12 protein-coding genes are annotated in these 12,924 nt (G+C 57.5%); 1 reads left to right on the top strand and 11 read right to left on the bottom strand.

Features of this window, described 5'->3' with window-relative positions; all coding sequences use genetic code 11:
• Nucleotides 1–30: 30 nt before the first annotated feature.
• From ccoS to B150_RS0110430, 10 genes are all read right to left on the bottom strand, one after another.
• Nucleotides 31–213: a cbb3-type cytochrome oxidase assembly protein CcoS gene (gene ccoS / locus B150_RS0110475; protein WP_020399876.1), complete on the bottom strand. Its 183-nt coding sequence runs from the start codon at nucleotides 211–213 to the stop codon at nucleotides 31–33.
• Nucleotides 213–2,468 carry a heavy metal translocating P-type ATPase gene (locus B150_RS0110470; RefSeq protein WP_020399875.1) on the bottom strand — a complete coding sequence of 752 codons (2,256 nt, stop codon included), beginning with the start codon at nucleotides 2,466–2,468 and terminating at the stop codon, nucleotides 213–215. The genes ccoS and B150_RS0110470 overlap by 1 nt, the downstream gene beginning before the upstream one ends.
• Nucleotides 2,465–2,956, bottom strand: coding sequence for a FixH family protein (locus B150_RS20605; RefSeq protein ID WP_162139688.1), 492 nt, complete (start codon nucleotides 2,954–2,956; stop codon nucleotides 2,465–2,467). Before B150_RS20605 ends, B150_RS0110470 begins: the two co-directional genes overlap by 4 nt.
• 27 nt (nucleotides 2,957–2,983) lie before the next feature.
• On the bottom strand, nucleotides 2,984–4,399 hold the full coding sequence (ccoG, locus tag B150_RS0110460; protein WP_020399873.1) for a cytochrome c oxidase accessory protein CcoG: 1,416 nt from the start codon (nucleotides 4,397–4,399) through the stop codon (nucleotides 2,984–2,986).
• Nucleotides 4,400–4,436: 37 nt separating this feature from the next.
• On the bottom strand, nucleotides 4,437–5,309 hold the full coding sequence (gene ccoP / locus B150_RS0110455; RefSeq protein WP_020399872.1) for a cytochrome-c oxidase, cbb3-type subunit III: 873 nt from the start codon (nucleotides 5,307–5,309) through the stop codon (nucleotides 4,437–4,439).
• Nucleotides 5,306–5,458, bottom strand: a complete 153-nt coding sequence (locus B150_RS23025; protein ID WP_020399871.1) for a cbb3-type cytochrome c oxidase subunit 3 — start codon at nucleotides 5,456–5,458, stop codon at nucleotides 5,306–5,308. The genes ccoP and B150_RS23025 overlap by 4 nt, the downstream gene beginning before the upstream one ends.
• Entirely contained in the window at nucleotides 5,455–6,207 is a 753-nt protein-coding gene (gene ccoO, locus B150_RS0110445; RefSeq protein WP_020399870.1) for a cytochrome-c oxidase, cbb3-type subunit II, read from the bottom strand. Before ccoO ends, B150_RS23025 begins: the two co-directional genes overlap by 4 nt.
• Nucleotides 6,200–7,648, bottom strand: coding sequence for a cytochrome-c oxidase, cbb3-type subunit I (ccoN, locus tag B150_RS20600; protein WP_020399869.1), 1,449 nt, complete (start codon nucleotides 7,646–7,648; stop codon nucleotides 6,200–6,202). Before ccoN ends, ccoO begins: the two co-directional genes overlap by 8 nt.
• Nucleotides 7,649–7,658: 10 nt before the next feature.
• Complete coding sequence (locus B150_RS20595) at nucleotides 7,659–8,399, bottom strand: sulfite exporter TauE/SafE family protein (protein ID WP_020399868.1); 741 nt, start codon at nucleotides 8,397–8,399, stop codon at nucleotides 7,659–7,661.
• A 212-nt stretch (nucleotides 8,400–8,611) separates the two neighbouring features.
• Nucleotides 8,612–11,293: an ATP-binding protein gene (locus tag B150_RS0110430; protein ID WP_162139687.1), complete on the bottom strand. Its 2,682-nt coding sequence runs from the start codon at nucleotides 11,291–11,293 to the stop codon at nucleotides 8,612–8,614.
• A 233-nt stretch (nucleotides 11,294–11,526) separates the two neighbouring features.
• Between B150_RS0110430 and B150_RS0110420 the strand changes: the two genes are divergently transcribed.
• Nucleotides 11,527–12,267 carry a Crp/Fnr family transcriptional regulator gene (locus B150_RS0110420; RefSeq protein WP_020399865.1) on the top strand — a complete coding sequence of 247 codons (741 nt, stop codon included), beginning with the start codon at nucleotides 11,527–11,529 and terminating at the stop codon, nucleotides 12,265–12,267.
• 12 nt (nucleotides 12,268–12,279) lie between these two features.
• On the opposite strand, the gene B150_RS0110415 is transcribed toward B150_RS0110420, so the two are convergent.
• Nucleotides 12,280–12,861, bottom strand: a complete 582-nt coding sequence (locus B150_RS0110415) for a biliverdin-producing heme oxygenase (protein WP_020399864.1) — start codon at nucleotides 12,859–12,861, stop codon at nucleotides 12,280–12,282.
• Nucleotides 12,862–12,924: the final 63 nt, after the last annotated feature.

Below are 12,924 nucleotides of genomic sequence, written 5' to 3'. Positions count from 1 at the left end.
AACAATTTCAACGCACTATGCGGCGGAATGTCACACCTTGCCGCGGTTATTTGAAGGTATTTGAGGCTCATCATCCTCATCATCGAAAAGAATCCGGTGTGCGGCCCCGTCGAGGTCCTCATATTGGTTGTTTTTCATCGACCAAAGAAAGCCCGCGAGCCCGATAAGCCCAAGCGTGAGCGCAATTGGAATCAGGTAGAGAAGAATTTCCATCAGCCCCTCCGCTTCAGGTTCAGGCGGAACGCATTCATGATCACCACAAGCGATGAACCAGACATGGCAGCCGCCGCCACAAGCGGTGTCACATAGCCAAGCACCGCCACAGGAATGGCGATGATATTATAAAGGATGGCGAGACCAAAGTTTTGCCGCACCAGCCGCGTTGAGCGGTGCGCGACATCGATGGCCTGCACCACCGGCATCAGCGCCTCACCCTGAAATACAATATCAGCAGTATTTTGCGTGATATCAATGGCGCTTGAGGGCGACATGGAAACATGGGCCGCCGCAAGTGCTGGCGCGTCATTGAGGCCGTCCCCCACCATCAGCACTTTTGCGCCTTCACGTGCCAGCGCTTCGAGATAATCCCGTTTTTCAACCGGACTGACTTCGGCTTTATAGGACGTGATGCCAGCCTGCTTGCTGACATCCGAGACCACCGCCGTACGGTCGCCGCTCAACAAGCGCACATCGATATGACGGCGCTTCAGTTCCGCAATCACATCAGCCGCGTCACTGCGCAACCGGTCTGAGAAGGCATAACGCGCGCGCACATCGTCACCAACCTGAAGCCAAAGCTCGAGCGCATTATCCTGCTGCGCCGCTGTCTGGTCACCGCACCATGCGCGGCTACCAAGGCGCATTTCCCAGCCTTCGATCTCCGCACTCAGGCCACGGCCGGGATGCTCGGTCACCTCAAGCTCCATAAGCTCACCGTCATAGGCGGCGCTTAACGCGCGGGCGAGCGGGTGACGGCTGTGCGCCGCAAGCGAAGCCGCGAGGCGCATGTCAGCATTGGAATAGTCATCCGCAATCAGCTCAGGGTGGCCGATGGTCAAGGTGCCGGTTTTATCAAAAATAACGGTGTTGACCTCAGCGAGCTTTTCAAGCGCGTCGCCTGACTTGAGCAGGATACCGGTTTTCATCAGCCGACTGCTGGCCAGCACTTGCACCACCGGAACGGCAAGCCCAAGCGCACAAGGACATGTGATAATAAGTACCGTCACAGCGTGCAGGAGCGACACCTGCCACGGTGCCTGCATGAAAAGCCACCAGCCAATGAAGGTGAGCGCGCCCATGGCATGCACGACCGGGGTATAGAGACTCGCCGCCTTATCCGCCAGCCGCACATAGCGCGCGTTTGCCTGTTCCGACACTTCCATCAACCGCACGATTTCGCTGAGCAGGCTTTTCTCAGTCGCTTTCGACACCCGCACCTGAATGGGGGCTGAAAGATTGAGCGTGCCCGCGAATACTTCCTGCCCGGCTTCCAGCTTCTCCGGCAGGGTTTCGCCAGTAATCAACGAACGGTCAACTTCCGAGCGGCCCTTTTCAACAGTGCCGTCCGCCGGGATATTCTCACCCGCCGCTACAAGCACCAGCATGCCTGCCTTCAGTTCCTTGATCGGCACCTGTTGGGCCTGACCGTCTTCAAACACGGTTGCCATGCCGGACAGGCGGGAGAGCAGGTCAGTGGCGGTTTCCCGCGCCTTGCCTTTGGCACGTGCGTCAAGATAACGGCCAATCAGCAGGAAAAAGAGCAGCATGACCGCGCTATCGAAATAGACATGCTCGCCGTGGCGAAACGCCTCAAAAAGGCTCATGGCACAAGCCAGGGTGACAGCGATTGAAATCGGCACATCCATATTGGTGTGTCCCTGCCGCAGTACCGCGATGGCAGAACGGAAGAAGGGCTGCCCGGCATACAGCACCGTCGGCAAGGCTATAAGAGCCGAAAGCCAGTGGAACAGGTCCCGCGTGGCCATGCCCATGGTCTCACTGTCCGTTGACCAAAGTCCCACCGAGATCAGCATCATGTTGCCAGCCGCGAACCCAGCCACGGCAATCGCGCGCAGGAGGGACCGGGTTTCCTCGTCCACCGCGTCGGCGGCTTTATCAAGCGGGTGCAGACGGTAACCAAGGTTGCTGACTACAGTTGCCAGATGGTCGCCGTATTCGCGCGCGCCGGTCCAGCTCATGTTCACCCTGTTGGTGCTCATATTCACCCGGGCATGGGTAACACCGTCTTCCGAGCCCAGCGCATTTTCAATCAACCGGATGCACGCGGCGCAGTGAATGCCTTCAACACCGAGGGTAAGGTTGAAGCCGCCCTCGTCCATCTCATTGGCAAGGCGCGAAAAGCCACTGCCCTTGGTAACGCTTGCGGCGGCCGCATGGGCCGCCTCACAACCGGGGCAGCAAAAGTCCTGTCCCGGCGCTGTCTTTTCTCCGCAGTGGAGGCAGGTCACGGCTTGTTCACCACGACGCGCTTATGGGTCTGAAACTCTTCATCCCCGCGGGTCGCAAACACCCGCACGTCCCAAAGCCCCTCGACCGGGAAATCAACCGCGGCGCTATAAACGCCGTCCGTGCTTTCCGCGAGATCGAGGGCGAAGTCCATGCCGTCCTGAGTGGGACGCATGAATTCCACCTTCGCAATGGCGCCGGTAAGCGCACTGCCTTCCGCATCACGGAGCGAGTATGCAAGCATGCGGTCACCGGTCAGCACAATCTCACCCTTCCAGCCCAGTTGCTTCTGCGCTTCGGCAGCCGCCACGGTCCTGTTGTAGGCGAGGCCCTTGTCGTAGGCGTGGTCGGTCACCACACCGGTGTGGGTCGATGTCGCCATATAAACGAAGATGCCGTCAATGATCGCGACAAAAACAAAAAAGCCGACGAAGTACCAAGGGATCAACCGGTCCCGTTTGGTCATGCCTGGGTCTTCAAATCGTGCCATGCTCATCATCCCTACTCCCGGCGCGCCTTAAGGCTTGCCGCTCATGAATACGCCGTCATAGTCGGCAGCGTTTGCGCCGCCCACTTCTTCAAGACGGAAATCAACATTTTCGCGGGCGTCCGCTGGTTTGTCTGCCACCACGAACACACGGAAGTGGCCAACGCTGTCAGCATAGACGTGCAGTTGATCGGCTTTGATCTCACCCGCACCTTGCACACGAATTTCCACATTCTCAAGGCCTTTGACAGACAAGCTATATACCTTGTCCTCATGCGCCTTATTGAGGATTTTCACGTCATAGCCATTGCGGATGCGACCGTCAGAAAGCTTTACAAACAGCGGGTTGCGGTCATACAGCACATGCAGTTCCACGGGTGCGCGGTTCATCAGACCAAAGAGCATCACCGCACCTACAAGGGTGATGATGGCCGTGTAATATACCGTACGCGGACGCATGAGGTGCGAACGTTCCTTGAGGCCCGCCTCACGCGCTTCCTGGTTATGCGTGGTGTCATAGCGGATAAGGCCGCGCGGCAGGCCAAGCTTGTCCATGATGCCGTCACAGGCATCTACACAAAGGCCACAGGCGATACACTCCATTTGCAGACCTTCGCGGATGTCGATACCGGTTGGGCACACCTGAACGCAGGCGGTGCAGTCAATGCAGTGGCCGCGGTCGTCCCAGCTGTCGCCCTTCTTGTATTTGCCGCGTGGCTCACCGCGCTTCTCGTCGTAGCCGATGATGAGCGTGTCCTTGTCGAACATCGCGCTCTGGAAGCGGGAATACGGGCACATATACATGCACACCTGTTCACGCGCGAAACCGGCCATCAGGTAGGTGGAGAATGTGAGCGCCAGCACCCAACTCATGACGCCCCATGGCACATCGAAATGGATGATCTGCTCAAGGAGCGTGGGCGCATCGTTGAAATAGAAGACCCAGGCACCGCCCGTCAGCAGCCCAATGACCAGCCAAAGGCTGTGCGTCAGCGCCATTTTCCAGATTTTCTCGAACCCCCAGCGAGCTTCGGCGAGGCGCATGCGCTTCACACGGTCGCCCTGTACGATACGCTCGACCCAGACAAAAAGGTCAGTCCAGACCGTTTGTGGGCAGGCGTAACCGCACCAGACACGGCCAAAGAGGCTGGTCACGAAAAAGAGCGCGACCGCCGCGAGGATGAGAATGCCGGTGAGGTAATATACCTCCTGCGGCCAGATTTCGATAAAGAAGAAATAGGCACGGCGCGCGGGCATGTCGATGAGGATAGCCTGATCAGGCGCATGCGGCCCCCGGTCCCACCGCAGAAACGGTGCAAGATAGTAGATGCCAAGGAGAACCACCATGGAAGCCCATTTGAGTTTCCGGAAGGTTCCCCAGACACGCTTTGGATACACGCGCGCCTTTTTGGCAAAAAGTTGGATGGGGGCTGCATTATCACTCATGGCACATACTCCGCGCTTTTGGCCCGAAAGTGGGGAGTTATTCCTCCCCACCCCCTAGCGAGTGTACATAGATAGCAAGCTGGCGAATGGTGTTGGCATCAAGCCGCGCTTCCCAGGTAGGCATTACACCATGCTTCGGCTTGCGAACCTGTGACATGATGTCCCCTTTCTCGGAACCATAGAACCAGATGGCATCTGCAAGGTTTGGCGCACCAAGTGCGCTGTCACCAAGGCCGTTGTCACCGTGGCAGGATGCACAGTTATCCGCGAACACTTGTGCACCGGCCTCGCTGTCTTCCGCCCGGCCCGAGAGGGCGAGCACATGGTCTGCAACATCGGCGATTTCCTCGCCAGAGAGCATGTCACCAAAGGGCGGCATTTCAGACAGGCGTGTCTCTTCATGCGGGGAGCGGATACCGACACGGATGGTCTCATGGATACTCTCAACGTCACCGCCCCACAGCCAGTCATCGTCGTTGAGGTTCGGGTAACCGGCCGAGCCTGCACCGCCGGTGCCGTGGCAGGTTGCGCAGTTGTCCTTGAAGGCAGCCGCACCACCGGCAACCGCAAAGGCATAAAGCTCCTCGTCAGAGCGGATTTCTGCGAAGGACGCATTCTCGAACCGCTCAAGGTAAGCCGATTTCCGGGCACGGATTTCAGCCTGTTGTTCCTTGAGCTGGTCATACTGTGTCCAGCCCATGGTGCCCTGGGTGCCGCCACGCTCACCATCGCCCGAGAGGGTCGGCCAAGCGGGGTAAACCACCCAGTAACCGATCGACCAGATAACGGTGATGTAGAAGACAATCAGCCACCAGCGCGGTGCCGGGTTGTTGAGTTCCTTGATGCCGTCCCAAGTGTGACCTGTGGTCTCGACACCGGAGACTTTATCGATTTCGTTATTCTTGCTCATAGCTCATCCCCTTTGAGAGGAATATTTTTGTGCGATTCCAGTTTGGTCTTCATTTGCGGCTGGTAGGCCCAGATGGCGATGCCGCAAAAGACGCCGAAGAAGAACAGGAGGCCCGTCAGCCCGGCGTTGTTGGAGAGCCAGTCAATCATTTGCCGCCCTCCCCGTGGCTGGAGCGTGCTTCACCGTCGTGCACATAGTCCTTGAGTTCCGCCATGGTGCCGAGCACCTGGAGGTAGGCGATCAGCGCATCAAGCTCGGTCGTGATCGGCTGACCATCGAAGTTGCGGTAGTTCACCTTTTCGCCGTAGCGCTCAATGAGGCCATCGTGATGGTCGCTCTCGCCCTGTGCTTGCGCCATGGCGTCATTATAGGCGTTCTCGATCATCTCTTCGGTGTAGGGAACACCCGCCATCTTGAGCGCCTTCATGTCGGACCCGATGCCCTCCAGTTTCGCAACCTTGTGCGCGAGGTGGGCATAGGCCGGCATGATGCTTTCCGGCACCACCTGCTGCGGCTTGATCATGTGCTGAACGTGCCAGTCATCCGAATATTTGCCGCCAACGCGTGCGAGGTCCGGCCCTGTGCGTTTGGAGCCCCACTGGAACGGGTGATCGTACATGCTTTCAGCCGCCAGCGAATAGTGGCCGTAGCGCTCTACTTCGTCACGCAGCGGACGGATCTGCTGGCTGTGACAGTTGTAGCAACCCTCGCGAATGTAGACATTCTGGCCCGCAATCTCGAGCGGGGTGTAGGGCCTGACGCCCTTCACCGGCTCGATCGTGGTTTCCATCCGGAAGAGCGGCAGGATCTCGATAATGCCGCCGATGGACACCACAATCACCACAAGGATGAGCATCAGGATGGAGTTTTTCTCCACTTTCTGGTGTTTGTTAAGCATGTGCTGCCTCCGCACCTTGCGTGTCGTCTTCCTCAACCGAAGGGACATTGTCCCCCCGGATGGTTTTGACGAAGTTGTAGACCATGATCAGCGCACCCGAGAGGAACAGGAGCCCACCAAAGGCGCGGATCAGATAGAAGGGATGCATGGCCATCACGGTTTCGACGAAGCTGTACTCAAGGAAGCCCATGCTGTCGTACGACCGCCACATCAGGCCCTGCATGATGCCGGACACCCACATGGCCGCGATATATAGCACGATGCCGATGGTCGCGATCCAGAGGTGCAGGTTCACGAGACGCAGGGAATAAAGCTCTTTCTTCTTCCACAGCACCGGCACGAGGTAATAAAGCGCACCGAAGGAGATGAAGGCCACCCAGCCAAGCGCGCCAGAGTGTACGTGACCAATGGTCCAGTCGGTATAGTGGCTCAGCGCGTTCACGGACTTGATCGACATCAGCGGACCTTCGAACGTGCTCATGCCATAGAAGGCGAGCGAGACGATCATGAAGCGCAGCACGGGGTCTTCACGCAGTTTGTTCCACGCACCCGACAGGGTCATCATACCGTTGATCATGCCACCCCAGGACGGCATCCACAGCATGATCGAGAAGGTCATGCCAAGGGTCTGCGCCCAATCCGGCAGCGCGGTATAGTGAAGGTGGTGCGGGCCGGCCCAGATGTAGATGAAGATCAGCGACCAGAAGTGCAGGATCGACAGACGATAGCTATAGACCGGACGGCCAGCGCGCTTCGGCACAAAGTAGTACATGATGCCAAGGAAGCCGGCTGTCAGGAAGAAGCCTACGGCGTTGTGGCCGTACCACCACTGAATGAGCGCGGACTGCACACCACCCCAGAGCGAATAGCTCTTGGCTTCAGTCAGCGAAATCGGGATCGAGATATTGTTGCCAAGGTGCAGCACAGCCACCGTCACGATGAACGCAAGATAGAACCAGTTGGCCACATAGATGTGCGGCTCGTTCCGGTTCTTCAGCGTCATCAGGAAGACGATGAGATAAGCCACCCAAACGAAGGTGAGCCAAAGGTCAGCGTACCACTCCGGTTCCGCATACTCCTTGGCCTGGGTCACGCCCAGCACATAGCCAAGCGCCGCCATCACGATAAAGGCCTGATAGCCCCAGAAGGTGAATTTGGCCCAGCCATCGCCCCAAAGGCGCGTGCGGCAGGTGCGCTGCACGACAAAATAGCTGGTGGCAAACAGAGCGTTCCCACCGAAGGCGAAGATCACCGCGGAGGTATGAACGGGCCGCAAGCGACCAAAGGTGAGATATTCACCGAAGTTGAGGGCCGGGAAGGCCATCTGCAGCGCGATGAACACGCCAACAGCAAAGCCGACCACGCCCCAGAATACGGTGGCGATCGTGAAAAGCTTCACGATATCGTCGTTATAGTTCGGTTTTTCAGCGAGATTAGTCATAGACCTGCCCTTAGTGATTTCCTGGCAAAATCATGCCCCCAGCGATGATAAAGAGACTGAGACTGTTGAAGACCATCACGCCGCGCGCGAGGGTCGAGAAACGGATTGGCAGGTGGTCGAGTGCATAGCGCCCCCCTGCTCCGGTGAGAAAGAGTGCGGGCATGGTGCCCACGCAGAACGCCGCCATACCGAAAGCGGCGGAGATAGGATCTGCGGTTGCCGCCACTGCCATCAGGGCAGCAGCAAGCAAACCACAGGGTAGGAACCCGAGGGTAACCCCCAGCGCATAGCGGTGCCACGGCGTGGGGGACTGGAAAAACGGTTTGGCAACGCGGCCAAGGCCTGCACCAAAGCGCGCGACCCAGCCGTTCAGAAGGCGTGGGCCCATGCTGCGCTTGAGGCTCGGTACCGCGCTTGCAAGAAACAGCACACCGGCAACCGTGAGCAGCACCACGGCGATACCGCGCTGCAGCGGCACACTGAACACCATGCCCGAAAGGCTGGCGGCGAGAATGCCAAGCAGCATGTAGGTTGTCATGCGGCCGAGGTGATACGGCATGAGCGCGAGGCCACGCACACGTGCAAACAACGACGGTGTCTTCTCAAGGCTTGCGGTTTGCGCAACGACAAACGGGCCGCACATGCCCACACAGTGGGTTGCGCTGCCCATCAAGCCACCCAGAAAGAGGGTCAACAGCAGACCGCCATGGTCGCCAATAACCGCCTGACAATGGGAGAGAAGAAATTCCACGGGAAGCCTCGTTCGTTACATTCGGGGAGAACTTACTTGAGACTACGCGTAAACTGATTGACATTTGTCAAAATGCCGCGACGCCTGCGACAGGTTGTCTCAAGCATCGCGGAAAGCTTAAACCTTCTTGGGGATTTCTGTCCAGAACCTCAACCCCTTGGCGAAGAAAGACGCCGAGAGCGAGTAGGTACTTGAAGCGCTGAATTGCGCGTCTATCCGGCGGTCGCAGCCGATATCTGGGCGGTCAGTTTGGCCTGCATTTCGTCTTCATCTATGGGCTTGGCGATATAGTCATCCATGCCGGCATCTATGCATCTCTGCCGGTCACCGGCCAGCGCATGGGCTGTCATGCCGATGATGGGTGTGCGGTAGGGTCGCTCCGTTTCCTCGAAGGCGCGGATGGCAGCTGTGGCTTCAAAGCCGTTCATGCCCGGCATCTGCACATCCATCAAAATGGCGGCGTAGCGATTTGCCTTGGCAAGCTCGACAGCCTTGTCGCCATTTTCCGCGACATCGAAGGGCATGCCGTAGTTCTCAAGGTAGAAGCTCGCCACCAGCACGTTGGCTGGGTAATCTTCCACCAGCAAGAGCTTACGGCCCTCATCCGGGCTATCCCCTTCCGGTGCTTCCGTCAGCGGCGGGGACGAGATGGCAGTGCCCGGCGCAAGCGGTAGTGCTACCGTGAAGGTAGACCCCGTGCCTTCAACGCTGGTGAGCGAGATATAGCCGCCCATGGCTTCCGTGAGCGTGCGGCTGATCGCAAGGCCAAGCCCCGTGCCACCATAAGTGCGCGAGATGGTGCTATCCGCTTGAACAAACTTGTGGAACACCGTTTCAAGCTTCTCGGCCGCGATACCGATACCGGTGTCCGTCACGCTCAGCTCAACAGTCGGCAACTCCTCCCCCGGTTCCTGCCGGAATGCTGCAGACAGCACCACTTTGCCGCGCTCGGTGAATTTGACCGCGTTGCTGCACAGGTTCAGGAGGATCTGCCTAATGCGGGCGGGGTCGCCGATGAAAAAGCGGTGGTCGCCGAGGCGTTTATCGAGGCTCACACTCAGCTTCTTGTCTTCCGCCCATACGGAACTTATGCGGATCACATCATCGAGGAGCTTGGGTAGGTCGAAAGAGATGGCTTCAATCTCGATATTACGGCTCTCGATCTTGGAGATATCGAGTAGATCGTTGATCAGCTCCAGAAGACCATCGGCGCTCAGTTGAAGGGTCTTGAGTATATCGCGCTGGGTTTCATTCAGATCACCCTTGGCGGATAGCATTTTCGACAGGCCCAAAATCGCATTCATCGGCGTGCGAATTTCGTGGCTCATGTTCGCGAGGAATTCACTCTTGGCCTTATTGGCCTCCTCCGCATTCAGCTTCTCGGCTTCGAGGAGCACAGAAACCACACCTTTCGCGGTGTCGATATCATCTTCTGTCCAAGGCTCGGAACGTTGGCTTACGATCTGCTTCCAAAGTTCAAACGAACTGCGCGGGGTCAGGCGGTAACCCGCACCGGTTTCCTCAACCGGCTTTTCAGGGTTGCCTGCCCACACCACTTCCTGCACCTGGGCATCGCGGAACCAGATGATGTAATTGTGGCTTTTGGCACTGATCGGCACTGCAAACAACCCGCCGGTGAGGTTTTCAAGCCCCTCGACACCTTTGAAGAAAGTCTGCGCATCATCGGTATAGATATGGGTCCAGTCGTCCTGTTTGTTGAGCCACTCCACAAGGTGGCGCACAATCTTCTGGGACGGCGCATGGCCGTAGCGCAGGATATCCGGGAATACTTTCACAACAAGACCGCTGGCTTTCAGGGCTTCACACGCCAGTTGGTGTGTCTGATCCAGAAGCTGGTCTACAGACGCTTTGGCGTCCACTTTTGAGGCGAGCTGGCGCACAAGTGCCGTGCGTTTCTCATGCACCTCACGCCGGGCGACATCCTCAAGTGTCGAGAGCTGGGCCGAGAAAATATGCCCCATGATCTCACAGATGTGCCGCACAGCATAAGGCACATGGTGCGGGCTGTTGTGGTGACAGGCAATCAGCCCCCACAATTTGCCATTCTGGATGATCGAGATCGACATCGACGCCTTGACGTTGATGTTCTCGAGATACTGGATATGCACAGGCGACACGCTCCTGAGCATGCACTGGCTCATATCCAGCGGCTCACCGCCCTGTGGGTCAAAAAGCGGGTGAATGGGCACAGGCTTGTAGCTCGTATCCGCAATCAGGCGCAGATACTGCTGCATATAAAGCCTGCGCGCCTGCTCCGGAATGTCTGAGGCCGGGAAATGCAGTCCCTTGTAGCTGGGCATAAAGTCCGCACGGTCTTCTGCCACCACCTCGCCGTGCCAGTCCGCGTCAAAACGGTACAGTTTCACCCTGTCAAAGCCGGTGATCTGCCGCACGCTTGTAGTCACATGGTCAAAAATGGCGGGCAGCTCAGTGGCGCGGTGCAGGCCAATCGCGAAATTGCGCAATTGGTCCAGAAGCTGGCTCGAAGGCGGTGCTTCTTCCGGGATGAATTCAAACTCAATAATCAGGGACTTGCCGCTTTTGTGCGCGACAGCGTCACAGGTGCGCTCACCCAGCGTCACCTCAAGCGTCTGGATCGGTTGCAGGGGCGCATTCCGTGCAATCTGGTGAAGGGCCTCAATCTGATGAGGTGCAACAAAGTCGGTAAGGCTACGGCCAATACTTTCTTCCGCGCTGATGCCCAGGAACAGCTCGCAGTTTGTACTGATGCGCTGGATGGTCAGTTCAGGGGAAAGTACGACAAGAAGCCCGTGCGGCTGGACAGAACCGGGTATGTGAATAGGTTCGCTGGCACAATGATCCAGCGCTTGCCGCAGTTGATCTTCTGTTAATTGTTCCCTTGGAACGCTCACCTGTTTCGACCCCCGAAATATGCAAAGCGTTATCGTCAATTAAGCCGATAAATTTATGTTCGTCACCAGAATTCGCACCATACCCTTCTTTACGCGTCCCTTATCGACCGGATAGGTGGCCCGAATGGCCTTTTTGTACACTTTTAGACAGAGTTAGAGGGTGATGTATGCTCACATGTGCACACATTCACGATGTTTTTTCCCCAAGTTTGAAGAAAGATCGGAGTGGCCCGATGAAATTGGAAAAGAATCCGGAATATTTGCTGGAGCACAACAACCTACTGCGCACTTTGAAGCCGTCTGACAAGGAAGTGCTTCTGCCCCATGTCACACCTTTTCCGCTTAAAGCGGGCCAGTCGCTCTATGAGCCGGGCGATGATGTTCAGCATGCCTATTTCCCGTGCGATGCGTCGCTTGTTTCCTTCATGGTGATGCTGGAGGACGCCCGTGCGGTTGAGACAGCACTTGTGGGCCGTGAAGGCGCCGTCGGCGGGATAGTGAGTAACGGGCACCTGCCCGCATACTGCCGCGCTGAAGTACGTTTTACCGGCATGGGTATTCGCATCCCGTCAAAGGAGCTGGAGCGCGCCAAGGCGCAGTCCAGCAGTATAGCTCACCTTTTCGCGCGCTATGCAGACTGCCTGATCGCGCAGGTGTTCCAGGCTGTGGCCTGCAATGCCACCCACACAATCGAGCAGCGCGCCGCGAAATGGCTATTGGCGGCCATCTGCCGCACAAACGATAAACTCATCCCCATGACGCAGGAACAGCTTGCCAGCATGCTGGGCGTGGGCCGCAGTTATGTGGCGCGCGTGATGGCTGGCTTCAAGGCCAACGGCAGCGTTGAGACCCGTCGGGGTCGCCTGCTGATCCGTGATGTTGAAACACTGAAGGACATGGCGTGCTCATGTAACACCTTGGTGCATGAACATTTTGAGACCGTGCTGCGCGGCGTATACCCGCCGGAAAAATAGGTTTGCACCAGTCTATTGCTTTTCACCCGCGAGCACATGGTCGCACGCAAGCCTGACGGCTGTGAAAGAGGCCTTGGCTTGGGTAACCGCCCGAACGGTATCCACCCGTGCTTCGCTTTCATACAGGAAGGCAAGGAACTTGCGCCAGTGCGCACCGGTTTCCGTGCCCTGCCCGGCAAAGAAGTGGTTGGTTACCCCGGCTTCAAGCCCCAATTCGCGCGCCAGATGTTTGGAAATCACCTGCCCGCCAAGGCCGGAACCTTCCTTGACATAGAGGTAGCCCATGAGGGCGCTGAAACTCTCAATCGCGGGATAGTTGGTGCGCGGCACAAACGGCAGCTCAAACTCATGAATTTTATGGTCCGCCTCGATAAGCGAAAGCACGTCAGTCTCTTCAAAGCGCGTGGTAGCCGCGGTTCGACTGCCCTCCATCGCCGAATAGGCAATGTAGAAAGCATTGAGGATACGACCATATTGCGCGCGCGTGATCGCTCCCCGGTGCAACGGCTCAAGAAGCGGATGCACATGCAGCGCTTCGTGCAGGTTGTCGGTCTCGGTGCGCAGGCTTTCAAGCAGGGTGCTGGTCGGTGTCATCAATAAACTGTTTAATCGGTCCGGTTGCTACAATAGGCTGGTCATACAGGAGGCCATCACGGG

Source organism: Kordiimonas gwangyangensis DSM 19435 = JCM 12864 (assembly GCF_000375545.1).
In the GTDB taxonomy this organism is placed as follows: Bacteria; Pseudomonadota; Alphaproteobacteria; order Sphingomonadales; family Kordiimonadaceae; genus Kordiimonas; species Kordiimonas gwangyangensis.
The sequence above is the reverse complement of the archived record's forward strand: the minus strand, read 5'-3'. Positions and strand labels throughout refer to the sequence as shown.